Origin of the sequence: uncultured Marinobacter sp. (genome assembly GCF_963974375.1) — a bacterium.
Lineage (GTDB): Bacteria > Pseudomonadota > Gammaproteobacteria > Pseudomonadales > Oleiphilaceae > Marinobacter.
In genome coordinates, this window is sequence record NZ_CAXBDN010000089.1 from 1 (window position 1) to 15,074 (window position 15,074).

Annotated in this window: 16 protein-coding genes; 3 read left to right on the plus strand and 13 right to left on the minus strand. The window is 61.0% G+C overall.

The window, feature by feature from the left end; translation table 11 throughout:
- Positions 1 to 1,983, minus strand: a 1,983-nt coding sequence (locus AAC035_RS09485; RefSeq protein ID WP_339803043.1) for a xylulose 5-phosphate 3-epimerase, incomplete at its 3' end; no start/stop codon positions are given.
- A 210-nt stretch (positions 1,984 to 2,193) separates the two neighbouring features.
- On the opposite strand from AAC035_RS09485, the gene pbpG reads away from it, so the two are divergent.
- Both pbpG and AAC035_RS09495 read left to right on the plus strand, forming a co-directional pair.
- The gene (gene pbpG, locus AAC035_RS09490; protein WP_339803046.1) at positions 2,194 to 3,225 is read left to right on the plus strand and encodes a D-alanyl-D-alanine endopeptidase; all 1,032 of its coding nucleotides are present in this window, start codon (positions 2,194 to 2,196) and stop codon (positions 3,223 to 3,225) included.
- Positions 3,222 to 3,704 (plus strand): asparaginase domain-containing protein, encoded by a 483-nt coding sequence (locus AAC035_RS09495; protein ID WP_339803049.1) that lies wholly within the window; start codon positions 3,222 to 3,224, stop codon positions 3,702 to 3,704. The genes pbpG and AAC035_RS09495 overlap by 4 nt, the downstream gene beginning before the upstream one ends.
- Here AAC035_RS09495 and AAC035_RS09500 read toward each other — a convergent pair.
- From AAC035_RS09500 to AAC035_RS09510, 3 genes are all read right to left on the minus strand, one after another.
- On the minus strand, positions 3,673 to 4,413 hold the full coding sequence (locus AAC035_RS09500; RefSeq protein WP_339803052.1) for a pseudouridine synthase: 741 nt from the start codon (positions 4,411 to 4,413) through the stop codon (positions 3,673 to 3,675). The two genes, AAC035_RS09495 and AAC035_RS09500, sit on opposite strands and share 32 nt — an antisense overlap.
- 132 nt (positions 4,414 to 4,545) lie before the next feature.
- Positions 4,546 to 5,442, minus strand: a complete 897-nt coding sequence (locus AAC035_RS09505; RefSeq protein ID WP_339803054.1) for a metal-dependent hydrolase — start codon at positions 5,440 to 5,442, stop codon at positions 4,546 to 4,548.
- Between the two features lie 81 nt (positions 5,443 to 5,523).
- Complete coding sequence (locus tag AAC035_RS09510) at positions 5,524 to 6,690, minus strand: lytic murein transglycosylase (RefSeq protein WP_339803079.1); 1,167 nt, start codon at positions 6,688 to 6,690, stop codon at positions 5,524 to 5,526.
- 396 nt (positions 6,691 to 7,086) lie between these two features.
- On the opposite strand from AAC035_RS09510, the gene AAC035_RS09515 reads away from it, so the two are divergent.
- Complete coding sequence (locus tag AAC035_RS09515) at positions 7,087 to 7,929, plus strand: response regulator (protein WP_339803055.1); 843 nt, start codon at positions 7,087 to 7,089, stop codon at positions 7,927 to 7,929.
- Here the strand turns inward: AAC035_RS09515 and phoR are convergent.
- The 9 genes from phoR to AAC035_RS09560 form a co-directional block, all read right to left on the minus strand.
- Entirely contained in the window at positions 7,900 to 9,237 is a 1,338-nt protein-coding gene (gene phoR, locus AAC035_RS09520) for a phosphate regulon sensor histidine kinase PhoR (RefSeq protein ID WP_339803056.1), read from the minus strand. The two genes, AAC035_RS09515 and phoR, sit on opposite strands and share 30 nt — an antisense overlap.
- A 113-nt stretch (positions 9,238 to 9,350) precedes the next feature.
- Positions 9,351 to 10,043, minus strand: coding sequence for a phosphate regulon transcriptional regulator PhoB (gene phoB / locus AAC035_RS09525; protein WP_339803059.1), 693 nt, complete (start codon positions 10,041 to 10,043; stop codon positions 9,351 to 9,353).
- Between the two features lie 83 nt (positions 10,044 to 10,126).
- Positions 10,127 to 10,882 (minus strand): metal ABC transporter permease, encoded by a 756-nt coding sequence (locus AAC035_RS09530; RefSeq protein WP_339803062.1) that lies wholly within the window; start codon positions 10,880 to 10,882, stop codon positions 10,127 to 10,129.
- Positions 10,875 to 11,285, minus strand: a complete 411-nt coding sequence (locus AAC035_RS09535) for a zinc ABC transporter substrate-binding protein (RefSeq protein ID WP_339803082.1) — start codon at positions 11,283 to 11,285, stop codon at positions 10,875 to 10,877. Before AAC035_RS09535 ends, AAC035_RS09530 begins: the two co-directional genes overlap by 8 nt.
- A complete protein-coding gene (locus AAC035_RS09540; RefSeq protein ID WP_339803064.1) occupies positions 11,282 to 11,791 on the minus strand; it encodes a zinc ABC transporter substrate-binding protein in 510 nt (169 codons plus the stop codon). Before AAC035_RS09540 ends, AAC035_RS09535 begins: the two co-directional genes overlap by 4 nt.
- A complete protein-coding gene (locus AAC035_RS09545) occupies positions 11,781 to 12,875 on the minus strand; it encodes a hypothetical protein (RefSeq protein WP_339803067.1) in 1,095 nt (364 codons plus the stop codon). Before AAC035_RS09545 ends, AAC035_RS09540 begins: the two co-directional genes overlap by 11 nt.
- 333 nt (positions 12,876 to 13,208) lie before the next feature.
- Positions 13,209 to 14,102, minus strand: coding sequence for a 4-hydroxybenzoate octaprenyltransferase (gene ubiA / locus AAC035_RS09550; protein ID WP_339803070.1), 894 nt, complete (start codon positions 14,100 to 14,102; stop codon positions 13,209 to 13,211).
- A gap of 110 nt (positions 14,103 to 14,212) precedes the next feature.
- Entirely contained in the window at positions 14,213 to 14,773 is a 561-nt protein-coding gene (locus AAC035_RS09555; RefSeq protein WP_339803073.1) for a chorismate lyase, read from the minus strand.
- Positions 14,754 to 15,074 (minus strand): phosphoribosyltransferase family protein (locus AAC035_RS09560; protein ID WP_339803076.1); only part of this gene is annotated, 321 nt, incomplete at its 5' end. The genes AAC035_RS09555 and AAC035_RS09560, both read right to left, overlap by 20 nt.

Here is a 15,074-nt window from a genome sequence, read left to right on the forward strand (position 1 = left end):
CAGCTCGGACAGTTGATAGGCGCCGCACGCGACCAGCAGCAGCGGTTCGCCTTCCGACACGTCCTCATCCACCACCTGTGCGCCAGCCGTCGCCAGCTCACGGGCTTCCTCTGCGGTGAATACACAGGGACGATCCCGCTTCGGGATCACCATGCAGCTGATCTGGCCCCGGGCGCTGTAGATGTCCGGCAGCAGAGCCTGGGTGCTGTTGTAGTCCGCAGGAAACACTACCCGCATGACGTCATTCATCTCGCCGAGCAGGGCTTCACAGAAGGTGGTGTCCTGATGGGACTGCTCGTTCTTGCCGTTTTCCCAGGTGTGTGAGGTGGCAATGACCGGAAAGCCCAGCCATCTGGCCGGCCGGCCAATTTCCTTCTGGTGGCGTGCAAAAATCAGCTCCTGGCGAACGGCCCCCAGCATTTTTACACAGAAGGCTTCGTAACTTGCCACCAGATTGAGTCCGGCCTTGTTGGCCAGACAGGCCGAGACCACGGCCTCCTCGTTCAGGGCAGTGATGACGTTGCCATGAACCGATTCCTGTGGGCTTTCCGGGTCGATAACCCGGTGCCGCAAGGCGCTGAGGACGCCGGTCAGGCGGTTGCTGGCCAGTTCGTCCGGATTGCCAACCCGCGGCCGCAGGCCAGGATTGCGGGCGACCAGTTCCTGAAAGAAGTCGTCCACCGCCAGCATGGGAGAACAGCTGTCCCGGCGCGGAGTCGGGTCGGGCAGGGCGGGACTTTCCGGAGCCCGGGTGGCCATGACGTGATCCCGCTCCAGTGGCCGTTGCTGGCGCTGGTGAAGGGTCAGCAGTTTGCAGGCCTCGTCCAGCTCGGTGGCCGGTACCCAGAGTTTGCCGGCATGTTCGTTGAACAGCTCACGGGCATGGGCATCCAGCCGGGGGTTTCCGGGTAACGGCAGGTTGTGGGCCGCATTCTGGCCGGCCCCGTAGAAGCCAAACCCTTTCACGGTTTCAGCAATACCGTAAGGAATCGGCAACGGGTACTGGCGCAGACCGCGGCTCTGATCGTTGGCGTAGCGTTTTAATCGTGCTTCCATACGGAACAGCGTGCAGAGAAACGCGGCCGGGTCGCGGCCGTCAAACCGTAACGGCTCGAAGCCACAGCGGGACAGATGCTGCATGAACCCGTCCAGTCCGGCCCGGGTGCCAAGCTCGGTGCGCTGTTCGATACGACGGCCATTGGCGATCATCACCGGTAACGGTAACCCGGTGTCCTGGGCGCGCCACCAGCGTGGCGCCCAGTCGCTGCCGCGCTGTTCTTCGGCGGCACCATCAGACAGGAAGGCCACCAGGCTCTCACCAGGCAGGGGCATGTGCATGTATTGCAGTTCGGCAAATCCGAGATAGCCGCCTTCGATAATGCCCCCGGCCGTATGAGGGTTGACGTGGCTGCCAAGTGGCGCCTCCGGGCGGCCATCCGGTGCCTGGCGGTAACCATAGAAATCATTGACCAGGTGGTTGAGGCCATCACTGCCGCCGTAACGTGCGGCCTGTTCCGGATGCAGGTTGCCCAGCAGCACGTTGAGGGCGTCAATGGCGGCCACGCAATGGCCCTGGCCCATCATCCAGCCACGGGTGGAGGCGGTCAGATTGTTGAGGGCCAGATAGGCCGCATAACCGGGTACCATATTGAGCGTGCCGCCGGTGTGTCCCTCCGGCTGGTGCTTGAAATCCTGGGTGCCCATCGGACCGCCGTCGCGATGTACCCGGCAGGCATAGGTCATGTGAACCACCAGCCACAGTCCGGCACTGGTAAGGCGGTCCAGTGCCGTCATGGTGCGGTAGACCCCGCCATGATCAGATTGCAGTCCCAGTCTTACCAGTTCGCCGGCCAGTTCAATGACCTGTTCCTGGGTTTCCGGAAGATGCTGAATAACGCCATAGCCCTGGCGCCACTGGTCAAAATCCGGGTATTGTCGGGCGTGCGCGTCCAGGCGCTGCAAATCTGGATAAGGGGTGCTCATCGTGTGCCTCCGGTGTGTTCTGTCCAGTAACATTCGTTCGAATGCGGGCCTGGGAGTATCATGTCGGGAAGTGTACGACAGGCTGTTGGCCCTGCGGGTTGATTTGGGTCAGCCCCATGGGGTACTGACGACCGTTGTCGATGAAACTTTTGCAAGGTAGCGGTGGCCTGGCCGGGTCATTCATTCATCAATAATCAGGGTGGCTGTTGCATGGCTCAGCGTTATTTTCTGTGGATCGTTCTGGTGTCAGGTCTTGTGGGAGCCGCCGCCATGGCCTCTGCCAGTCAGGCGCCACTGAATCTTGCATCGGTCAATGCTGCTGTGGCAGAGCCGGGAAGTCAGAGCCTGCTGTTCGACAAGAACGCCCATCGCCAGGTACCGATTGCCTCCCTGACCAAACTCATGACGGCGCTGGTGGTGCTTGAGTCCGGGGAGTCAATGGACGAGTGGCTGGACTTCCAGCCCTGGCATGTGACCCCGGAAGCCAACGCCTACACCCGCATCCGGATCGGTTCGACCCTTCAGCGTCGCAATCTGCTGCGTCTGGCGCTGATGTCATCGGAGAATTTTGCCACCTACAATCTGGCCCGCCACCACCCGGGTGGCTACGATGCATTTGTCCAGGCGATGAACGACAAGGCCGCCGCGCTCGGCATGACCGCAACGGAATTTGTTGATCCCACCGGGCTTTCGCTGGGCAACCTGTCCAGTGCTGCGGATCTGGTGCGGCTGGCCAATGCCCTCAGGGCCTATCCGATGGTTTCGGATTTTTCCACCATGGGGTACTACACCGCCAGTTTCCGCAAGCCCCGTTACAGTCTGTCCTATGGTAATACCAATGCACTGGTGCACCGTGACAGCTGGGGCGTCAGTCTGAGCAAAACCGGCTACCTGACCGATGCCGGGCGCTGTCTGGTGATGATTGCCACCATGGATGGCAAAGAGGTGATCACGGTGTTGCTGGATTCGCTGGGAACCCGTTCACCCATGGGTGACGCGGGCCGGATAAAGCGATGGCTGGCCAACGGTGATTCCGGGCAGGTAGCGGAGGTTGCCCGACGCTATGAGCGTGAGAAAAACGCCTTGTACCTGGCAGCGGACGGTGCACAGGTGAAACCCGAAACGGTGGTCAGCAGGGCGGGCCCGGAGCGTCGTGACAGCGATCCTGACACCCGCGGCGGCACTGATACTGCAGAAGCCAGCGGACCGGTAGTCCCGGACCAGGAAAGGAGGACGCAATGATCCGCATATTCACCACCGGCGGTACCATCGACAAGATCTATCACGATGCCAACAGCGAGTTTGTCATTGGCGACAGCCTGCTTCCGGAGTTACTCGCCGAAGCGAACCTTAACGTTCCCTGGGAGATCACGGGGCTGGTTCGCAAGGACAGCCTGGAGCTCACGGATGACGATCGTGCCGCCATCGTCAGTGCGGTTGCCGGCTGCGCTGAACAGCGAATTCTGATAACCCACGGCACTGATACCATGACGGTGACTGCAGAAGCCCTGGCTCAGGTCAGCGGCAAAACGGTGATTCTGTTCGGCGCCATGCAGCCGGCGCGGATGCGGCACAGCGATGCGGTGTTCAATCTCGGTTTTGCCGTGTCCGCCGTGCAGCTGCTGCCTGCCGGGGTCTATCTGGCCATGAACGGTGAGGTTTTCGAGGCAGGCAAGGTCCGCAAGAATCTCAGGGCTGGTCGTTTTGAGCAGACGGACTGAACGCTGCCGTTTCTTCGGGAGTGAGTTCCCGGTACTGGCCCGGAGCCAGCCCGGGGTCCAGGCTTATATTGCCAATTCGTCTGCGATCCAGTCCGGCCACATGATTACCCACCGCTGCCAGCATCCGTTTGACCTGGTGGTAGCGGCCTTCCGTGATGGTCAGATCGATGGTCTTGTCATCAATAAGCTCAACCCGTGCCGGCCGCGTTTCGCGCGCTTCCCCGTTCAGTAACACGCCTGTTTCCAATTGCTGGCGGGCGTCTGCGGCCAGCGGTTCGGCCAGGCTGACCCGGTAGGTTTTCGGACAGGCCCGTCGTGGTGAGGTAATTCGGTGGGACCACTGCCCGTCCGTGGTCAGCAGCAGCAATCCGGTGGTGTCCTTGTCGAGGCGACCGACCGGGTGCAGGCCCGGTTTCAGTTCCGGGGGCAGCAGATCCAGAACCACGGGCTGGCTTGAATCAGTGGTCGCGGTGACCATGCCGGCCGGTTTGTTGAGCATCAGATAGCGTTCGTTGGGCAGCGCCAGGGTCAGACCACTCACGTCGCCCGCATTGTGGTCTTGAAAATCAACCCGGTCGTCCGTGGTGACGGTATGGGAGGCACTGCGCACTTTCTTGCCATTGACAGAAACCAGGCCGCGGTTGATGGCGCGCCGGGCCTCTTTTCGTGACAGCCCGGAAGCCTGTGCGAGGAAACCATCGAGTCTCATGAGCCGGGGCAGCCTGCTTCGAACGTGGAGGTGGCCAGGTTTGACAGGCACAGGACCGGGGCACGGCCACTGAGGCGCTGAAACAGGGCGCCAGCTGCCTCTGAGCGGATGGATGGCCGGGGGCTTTGCCGGCTAGTGACCGGGTGCCACTGTGCCCCCGGCCCCGCCCTTTCTGCCAGCACAAACGTAAACGGATGCGCCAAGTCGGATATCGGTGGCCCGCAGCTCGTTGGCGACTATGTGAACATCCAGGAATTCCCCGGTAAACCAGATCAGACGGCGACCTTCGGGGAATTCCGTCAGGGCATTCAGCAGATCCCGCCGGTAGGCAAAGCGCTCGATGACCGGCGGCTGAAGGCCATCAAAGACGCTGACTGCAGTTTCCAGACGCTGATCTTCCGCTATGACCGTTACCCGCCAGAGTACGGTGTTGAACGGCATGGGCTGGATCATGGTGGGGGCACCGGAAAGTCCCTCCTCTGCCAGTACCGGAGCCATGCGCTGGCTTACCACCTGTTGTGCCGTCAGCGCCCACCCCAGATACAGCGTGGAGATGGTCAGGCCAGCTGCCAGAGCACCAATAGCGGGCGGCCGAAGCAGACCAATGACGATGGTGACCAGCAGTGGCAGGGTGTAAAGAGGGTCGATAATGAAAATGCTGTTGGTGCCCAGTGGCGGCAGCAGAGGCCAGAACAGCTGGGTGCCATAGGTGGTCAGGGTATCCAGTAACGGGTGGGTGACCAGAATCAGCAGGGTAAACGTCAGCCATCGTCGTCGTGACAGGTCCGGGAAACGACGGCTCAGCAGCAGGGCCAGAATGATGGCAACCGGCACCAGCACCAGCAGCGAGTGACTGAAGCCACGGTGGTAGGTGTAGTTGGCAATGGCCGTACCGTAGCTGATGACCACATCCAGATCCGGTAGCGTAGCCAGTGCCGCCCCACCGATTATGGCCGCGCGGCCATACACCCTGCCTGCGACAACGCCACCAAGAGCGGCGCCGAGTGCCGCCTGAGAAATCGAGTCCATACTACCTGCTTACCTGGTTGCTCATCGGTCATCCCGGAGGTGATACGGTGCTCAGGACGTCTCAGTTCACGGCTGCCCGGTTCAGGACTCCAGGGCCCGGGGCTGGATGCCCAGGCTTTGCAGCAGGTCGAGGCTGGGGTAGCCATCGGCAATCATGCCTTCACTGGCCTGGTAGCGACGAATGGCCGAGCGGGTCGCGGGCCCCATGATACCGTCCGGGCGTCCGGCTTCGAAACCTTTGGCGTTAAGGGTCGACTGCAACAGTTCCACTTCGTCGCGGGCCAGTGCCGGTGCATCTGTGGGCGGTGACGTCCGGAAATCACCAGCGCCGGCGATGCGGTCGGCCAGATGCCCGACCGCAATGGCGTAGAACTCGGAGCGATTCCAGCCCATGATCACATTAAAGTTGTCGTAGGCCAGGAATGCCGGCCCCTGATGGCCGGAAGGGACAACCAGACGTGCCCGGATACTCGCATCGGGCAGGGCGCCACCAAAGGCATCGCGAACCCCCAGCTGTTGCCACTCGGCCAGCGGGCGCCAGCCGCCATCGGCGACGGTGTAATCAAACCCGCCGGGCAGGGCCACTTCACGACCCCAGCGATACTCGCCATCCCAGCCCATGCTCTGCAGGAACTTGCCGGCCGACATCATGGCGTCCGGCAGACTGTTCCAGAGATCACGGCGCCCATCGTTATCGGCATCGACCGCATGTTGCAGAAAGACCGATGGCATGAACTGGACATGGCCCATGGCTCCGGCCCAGGAGCCTTCCATCTGTTCTGCAGGAACGGCGCCTTCATCTATAATCTTCAGAGCGGAAATCAGCTCCTGGCTGAAGTAGGTGGCACGGCGGGGATCGCAGGCCAGGGTGGCCAGGGCGCTGGGTACCGGCATTTTTCCGAAGTAACTGCCGAAGTTGGTTTCCAGCCCCCAGAACGATACCAGGTAGGCGGGTGGTACGCCGGTTTCCCGGGTAACCCGTGCCAGCAACTCCCGGTGTTCCTGAAGCAGCTCACGGCCGCGGCTGATGCGCTGCTCATTGACGCGACGGCCAACGTAGTCGGCAAAGGTGGTGGTGAACTCGGGTTGCCGCCGGTCCAGCTCGATCACTCTGGGCAGGAATTCCGCACCGGCGAGTACCTGGCGGGCGGTATCGGGCGACACACCCTCGGCGATAGCGCGATCGCCAATGGTGGCAAGGCATTCGTCGAAGTTATCCGGGGCGGTAATCACCGGTTCGTTGGCCATGGCGGTCGGCAAAAAGAATCCAAGGCCGACCAGTGCGGCAATGGCTGCGACAGGATTTCTGGCGCGGGTGGTGGCGCGTCGCGCATTCGTGACGTACAACTTGGACCTATGCATGGTGGTAAAAACCTGCTCTTGCTAATGGGTAACCGGCTGGACTGACTGATTACCGGGACCGGCGGGCGGCGCCTTAGTTCCCGGTTGGCGGGCTCCGTTACACGGCTGATGGACGCGGCGGGCCCGGGTCAGTGACACAAATCCTATGGTAGCCTGTTTCGGATCGTGATAAACAGTCGCTTTCGTATGCAGGTGCGATATCGCAATGTTGCGCCGGTTCCAGCAGTCCCTGCAGGGCGTCAGATCGCACTCTGCGAACAGTCAGAATTCGAAGGACAGGTTATGGCAGCACTCAAGGCACTGGTGGTGGATGACGCCAGTTTTGTGAGAGATCTGGTAAAGCGCACGATCCGTCAGCGGTTCCCGGTGATTGAACTGGCGGAGGCCCAGAACGGGCGTCGTGCCCAGAACCTGCTGACCCAGACCCGATTTGATCTGGTGCTGTGTGACTGGGAAATGCCGGAAATGTCGGGCCTGGAGTTGCTGCAGTGGATGCGCAGCCAGCCGCATTATCAGAAGACGCCGTTCGTCATGATCACCAGTCGCGGTGATAAAAGCCACGTCATTGAGGCGGTCCAGGAGGGCGTCTCGGAGTATCTTGGCAAACCTTTCAGCCCTGAGGGCCTCAGCAAGAAAATTATCAAGGTCATGGGGCCGGTGTTACGGGAAACCATGGCCCGTGACGGCAAGGGAGCCCCGGCCGGAGCTGAGGCGTTCCGCGAATCTGCCAACCTGCTGACCCGCAACGCTGCGCCCCCGGCCGATTCCGGCTCAGGTGCGGCACCTTTGTCCCGGTCACCGGAGCGGGCGGGCGGTAAAGTGGCAATAGCGGCTATACGTTTTGCCGACAGTACCCTGAAGTGTGTTATCAAGGACATCAGCCTCACCGAGGTTCGGGTGATCGCAAAACGTGATCAGGATTTTCCGGGCATTCTCGACCAGGCTGTGGTCGACATGGAGGTGGCAGAGGGCCGCGTAGCGCGACTGAACGGCTATGTTCACCTGCTGCAGGCGGTAGACAAACGCCAGGATACGGATTTCGTCAGTGTGGTGGTGCGGTTTGTTGATGAAGATCCGGAAAAGCTGGCCGATCTCTCACATTTCATCGCCCGCTTCCGGGGCTAGGCGCTCCGGCGGCGGCTCCGCCAGTCGTTCACGGGGGAAGTGGCAGATGAACTCGCTGCCATCGCCGATACCACTATGAATTTCCAGGGTACCTTCGTGTTTCAGCAGCACATGCTTGACGATCGCCAGCCCCAGCCCGGTGCCGCCAGTTTCCTTGTGACGGCTGGGGTCGGCCCGGTAAAAGCGCTCTGTCAGGCGTGGTATGTGGACCGGGTCGATACCAATGCCGGTGTCCTTCACCGACAGGTGCGCTCCCTCCCGGTCTGTGGTCCAGGTTACCGAGATCTGGCCCCCGGCCGAGGTGTACTTGACCGCGTTGAAAATCAGGTTGGAAAAGGCGCTGCGAAGCTGGTCTTCGTCACCGTGGATGAAGTGCCGCTCGCCCATATCCAGTGAGATAACATGGTGGGCCTCACCGCTGAGAATTCTGGCGTCGTGGCAGATGCCCTCGCACACTTCGGCAATATCCACCACATGGCTGGTGTCACTCTGGTCACCGGTTTCCAGTTTTGACAGCAGCAGCAGGTCGGTGATCAGCGCTTCCATCCGGGTGGACTGCTGCGACATGGTGTGCAAGGCCCGGTGCCAGCGGGTTGGCAGCTGATCCGCGTTATCGACCATGGTCTCCAGATAACCACTGATCACGGTCAGCGGGGTGCGCATTTCATGGGAAACGTTGCTGACGAAGTCCCGTCGCATCTGTTCCAGCTGAAACAGCCGGGTAACATCCTTGACCACGATCAGTCTGTCGTCGTTACCAAACATGCTCATCTGGATCTGCAGGTGCAGATGGGGCCGGGCCGGCGAATTCAGCTCCAGGGGTTCGCGATATTCGCGATGGTCGAAATAGGCTTTGAAAGCCGGTGAGCGGATCAGGTTCTGGATGGGCTGGCCACGATCGGTGCTGCGCTTCAGGCCCAGCAGATACTCTGCTGAACCGTTCCACCATTCCAGGATGCCCCGGGTGTCGGTCATGATGACGCCGTCCCGCATGGCGTTGGTGGATTCCTGGATTCGGTTTACCTGCGCCAGCAAGCGGTCCTGTGCTTGCAGGTGGTTGCGGTGCAGTTTGTGCAGGCCATCGAAGATGTCGCCCCAGAGGCCGATACTTTCCGGCGCTTGCTGGCCGGCACCCGGATTGCTCAGCCACTGGTAGAGCTTTCTGGCCTGAATCAGCGTCCAGCACAAATAGATCAGCAGCCCTGCCAGCAGTCCCTCAACGGGGTAACCCAGCATCAAACCGACGAGCGTGGAAGCTCCCAGGAATAGCAGAATCACCCGCAGGTATCTGGACCACTTGTACTGCATGCAATGAATGCCCGTGCTGTGTCGTGCTTGAAAACAACCAAACCTTGGCCACCGCGCCTTGCTCTCAAGGCTCTCACTGGCTCAGTAGATCAACGAATTAACCAGACGGGACACTAGGCGGTCCTGGTGGAGAACCGGTAGCCGGTGCCCCTTACGGTCTGGATGAGGTGATCGTATTGGTTTCCGAGGGCTTTGCGCAAGCGCCGGATATGGACATCAACAGTACGCTCTTCCACATACACATTGCCGCCCCAGACCTGGTCCAGCAGTTGGGAGCGTGTATAGACCCGCTCCTGGTGGGTCATAAAGAACTGCAACAGACGGTACTCGGTAGGACCCATGGTTATGGCGCCGGCGGGGGAGGTTACCCGGTGACCAACAGGATCCAGGGTCAGGCCGTCCACATCAATCGGAGATTCGACACCGGCCGGGGTGGCGCGGCGTAAAACGGCTTTCAGGCGGGCGACCAGTTCCCGGGGCGAAAACGGTTTGGTGATGTAATCATCCGCACCCACTTCCAGACCCTGAATCTTGTTATCTTCCTCGACCTTGGCGGTCAGCATGATGATGGGGATTTCGGCCGTGGCCTCGTCTTTCTTGAGCCTGCGGGCCAGTTCCACGCCGCTGGTTCCCGGCAGCATCCAGTCCAGCAGAATCAGGTCCGGCTTGCGGTCAACGATCAGGGCATGGGCTTCCCGGGCATCTGCGGCCTCCAGGCAGTCGTAGTCGGCCATTTCCAGCGCAACTGCAATCATCTCCCGGATCGGGGCTTCGTCATCAACAATCAGGACGGTTTTTCCAGACATGCGCGCTTACCTGTTTCAGTTCCCTGTTTTTGTTGCTGCCTCATTACAACGAAGAAGTGTTACAAGTATATGACAAGATGCGGTCATGTTCTTGTCAGCCCCGAATACAGTCGACTGAAGGATACTAACATCATCGCTACCGCAACAATGCTGACCACCACCGCTGGGCCGGCAGGCAAGTCGTAATCTGCCGACAGCCACAGCCCGCCCAGATGACCGCCAAAGCAGGCCAGCATGGCGGTGGGCAGCGAACGCCCAGCGATATGACATATCAGCAATGGCGTAACGATGAGCGTGGCGAACACCACGTAGATGCCTGCCAGGTCCACGGCGGCAGTGACTGCCAGCGCGAACAGCGGCAGGAACAGCCAGCTCTGTTGGGGCCCAGGCAGCCGAAGCCAGATCAGGCAGATGACAGCTAACAGCCCCGCCGGCAGCAGCTGGGCGCTACCCACCCAGAGCAGGTCACCGTTGAGGGTCTGGGCCAGCTGCTGGGCACCATGTGGGTCGCCACTGACCAGCAACGTGGCCAGGCTGGCACCCAGCACGTAGAGCATGCCGATCAGTGCTTCCCGGTACCGTTCCGTCAGCGCCATCACCAGGCTGATCAGGGCGATGGCAATCAGCGCGAAACCGAGGCTGGTCAGGTTGAGTCCCAGGATGGCCGTGCCCGGGAGCAGCGTAAGGCTGGCGAGCGTGCCCAGTGCCGCCCATTGGGCCACCGCCAGGTCGGCAAACACCATGTTGCGGCTCAGCACCCGGTAACCCAGGGGGATCAGCAGGACTGACATCAACGCGCTGGCCATTACCGGCGCCAGCAACCACCCCCACTCAGACATTGTCCGCAGACCCGTTTACTGCCAGCAGGGCGTCGATGATCTGATCGATCAGCGCTTCCAGGGTGGCTGGCGCTTCGCCGGGGACTACGGTAGAGGGTAGTGCCAGAACGGGCACACCGGTGCGGTCGTTCATCCAGCGGGCAGGCCGTTCGTCCTGGTACCAGGACACCAGAATGGCCGAGGCCTGGTCCAGCCCCTCGGTGGCCAGCAGGCGGCTGAGGTGTCCGGCACTGGGCGGCAGGCCGGGCTTGGGTTCAAGGTCCGCTACTGTCTCCACCCCGAGCCATCTCAGCAGGTAGTCGTAAGTGGAATGTTGCACCACCACCCGCTGGCCGGCGAGCTCTTCCGCAGCCTGCTGCCAGCGCCTTTTATGGATGTTCCAGTCTACTTGCCAGCGGATCAGATTGCGCTGGTAGCTGCCTGGTCCGGCCGAATGGTTTGCAGGCGCGCTGCCAGCGCTGTCATGACCTCAGGCACCAGGTCAGGCGCAAGATGCACGTGCGGATCTCCCTCCGGGTGGACATCGCCCATGCTGCGGTCCACGTGGTCATGGGGCTGGTGCAGAACCACCTGTTCCGCAGCCATGAACAGTCCGGGCTGGCCTGGCCGGACCGCCGGGTTGGATGCCCTGCGGATCAGCGCTGGTAGCCAGCCGGCTTCCAGGGAGGCCCCGGTGCACACCGCAAGGTCTGCGCGACGCAGCGCGGCAATCAGACCCGGGCGAGCCTCAATGTAATGAGGGTCCTGCCAGGCGGTGGTGGCGCTGTGTACCTGCGCCTCCGGCGCCAGAGCCAGGACCATGGCGCCCCATTCCGGCTCACAGGCGAACACCCGCAGATCGGCAGTGGCAGGCAGTGCAAATCCTGCGAGCAGAATCGCAGGCAGCCAGATTAAACGCTTAAAAGTCATGGGCGCCATGGGCTCCGAAAGTCATTACATACTGGAGGGTTACGGTGTTATCGATGTGATCGAAACCGTGCCCTTCCTGATGGGTGTATTGCAGGCGCAGGGTAGAGAAATGGGAGTGGTTCCAGGACAGCATGACATCGGTTTCTTCCAGGCGTTGCCCATGAAAGTGGTCACCGTGGGCATCAAGCACGTCGATCTCTCCATATCGAAGCCCGGCTGACCATTGCGGCGCAAACTGATAGACCGCAGAGGCGTACCAGCCTTCGTGGGTATCGCCATTCAGTGCGTGATCATTCAGTTCGTCGGCATAGAGGTATTCGCCACTGAGTGTCAGCAGGCGCTGGCGGGTATTGCCACCGGGTGACCACTTCCACACCAGGTCGGTTACGTAAAGGTTCTTGCCCGTGTATTCGGCGCCGTGGGCATGAGCGTGGTCGTGGTCATGCTCTTCGCCATGGTCGTCATGTCCCGCAAGCCGGTTGCGTAGCCAGGAAAATCCCGCCTGCCAGCTCTGGGAGGTAGAAATATCTCCGCCGATGCGGGTGTTGGCAGTCCAGACGCCGACGGTACTGTCGTCACCTTCGCCAGTAAGCTGGCCGCCATCAAAGGCCTCAGCACCGACGCTCCAGTAGAAAGGCGTCGGCATCAGCAGGTTTACCCGCAGGCCGTCGTCGAAGTAGTGGCTGCCCAGCAGTGCCCGATAGGCCGCTGGCCGCTCCACGAAATCATCTTCATGCAGGTGCCGGCTATTGAGGTAGCCCACTTGCGACAGGAATCGGCCGGCGCGGATGTTAAGCCCCAGAGGCAGCGCCGTGGTTTGCATAAAGGCCTCTTCCAGGCCCAGCTCGGTTTCGCCGTCGTGTTCCTCAAGAACGGCCGTCAGCCGTGCTTCGAACAGGTCATCGACGGGACTGTACAGAGACAATTCGGTATGGCCCAGGCCAAAGCCTTCGTCACGACTGGAAAGGGCGGAATGACCAGACTTGTAGTAGCCATCAAGCACTACACTGATGTCCGGGTTCAGTTCCACGCTGTGGACCGCGGGTGGCATGAGCACGGCGCTCATGGCTATTGCTTGGTACATCCTGGATTTCATGGGGCTTCCAGGTTTCCGCCTGGCCAGAATGCCGGGAAGGGCCGGAACAGGTGTGGCAGATGAGACTGGATCTGTGGCTTTTAAAGGGTGTGGAACGTAATAACGTAGCATTTATTGGCGCCTTAAAGAGTGGTTTCCGGAGCAGGATGAAGTAATTTTCGTATTATGGAATGTAATAACATAACGTATTTGGTGAGAGGAGCGCAACATCACGCAGTAACTGATACAGGGGTAACGCGGGTATCGTTAGCAGGTGAGCAGGGCCGGAACGGCTGTAAGGGGATGCTGCTGTTCAGCTGACGAGCGTAAGCGAGGCTGGTATCAGCCTCGTAGCAGCTTATCCAGCAGCAGGCCGGCAAACACCACAAAGCCGGCCCAGTTGTTGTTCAGGAAGGCCTCAAAACAGCCTTTGCGGCTGCGGTCGCGGGCCAGCATCTGCTGCCAGCCAAACAGCCCGGCCATGGTGGCTACCCCCAGGTACCAGAAAAACCCGAGCTCTGCCTGCATGCCCACCAGCAACAGCACCATGACCACCAGGCCCTGCAGCATACCGATGATTGCCAGGTCCGCCTCACCGAACAGAATGGCCGTCGACTTGATACCCACTTTCAGATCGTCGTCCCGGTCGACCATGGCGTAAAAGGTATCGTAGGCCACGGTCCAGAGGACATTGGCGGTAAACAGCAGCCAGGTCAGCCGGCTCAGCTCTCCCGCTTCAGCGGCCCAGGCCATGGGAATGGCCCAGGAAAAGGCGGCGCCCAGGAACAGTTGGGGCAGGTGGGTGTAGCGCTTCATGAACGGGTAGATGAAGGCCAGTACCGCGCCACCAAACGACAGGTAAAGGGTCAGGGTATTGGTAAAGAACACCACCAGCAGAAACGAGACAGTGATCAGTCCGATGAACAGGGCAATGGCGTACCGGGGCTGAATGCGTCCGGTGGTCAGTGGCCGGTCCCTGGTGCGTTCGACGTGGCGATCCACTTTCCGGTCGGCAAAATCGTTAATGACGCAGCCGGCGGCCCGCATAAAAAACACACCAAGGGTAAACACCGCCAGGTTGCCCAGGGACGGAAAACGGCCGTCGGCCGCCAGCCACAGTGCCCACCAGGTTGGCCAGAGCAACAGCAGTGAACCAATAGGGCGATCGATGCGCATCAGACGGGCGTAGTCCATCAGGCGGCTGCGCAACTGCGGGGACATAAGGTCTGGTTTCATCGATGAATCCGTCAACAGGTGAGTGGCGGGACGGCGCATTATAGCGGTCAGGCTACGGCCGTGTCAGGTGCCACGGCCCAGGGCTATCCAGTTCGGCCTGGCGGCGTGATTTACTTGGGCTTGTTCAGTAATTCTGGCAGGAAGTATTCCCCCACCAGCAAGCGGTTGTGGTGGCGCCGGAATATGGAGCGGCGGGCACACAGGGGGACCGGACCAGCACCGTCTCGCCCCGATATACACAGGCCAGCCTGTAAGGGACCACGATGCCATTGTTTGTGACTGAACAGCCAGGCTCCCAGCGGCCGTCGCCCGAGATGGCGCAAACGGCGTCCGGTTCCTTGCAGGGTGGGCAGGGGAATCACCGTGCGGGCGAGTACCCAGGGCTGGTTGTCGCCACATAACCGGACTTCCCGAATCCAGGCCAGTTGTCGTGGCGGGATGTCCAGGGTGCGGGCTTCTTCAGGGTCTGGGCGCGCGAAGCGTTCGTTGACCACTTCCACGTGAAACCGGTGCTGACAGCGCAGCTGCAGCGCCCGGGTCAGGGAGCCTTCGACCTGCAGCCAGTAGGCGGGGGTGCCTCGCAAGGCAGGTTCTCGCACACAGGCCTGACGGAAGCTCTGGTACCAGCAGGTTGCCGGTACCAGGGGCTGATTACAGTCCTTTGACGGCATAGATACCAGGCGCGTTACGCCAGTAGCCCTTGTAATCCATACCGAAGCCAAACAGGAAGCGATCTTCCACTTCCAGTCCGGTGTAATCGGCTTTCAGGCCGGGGCTGGCCTTGCGATCATGCAGTTTGTCCACCAGCACGGCGGTGAGCACCTGTTCGGCACCCTGGGCCAGGCAGTAGTCAGCGATGGCGCTGAGTGTGGTGCCTTCATCGAGAGTATCGTCCACGATCAGTACCGTGCGACCGTGCATGTCGGCCTCTGGCCTGAGCTTCCACTCCAGAAGACCGCCGGTGGTTTCCTG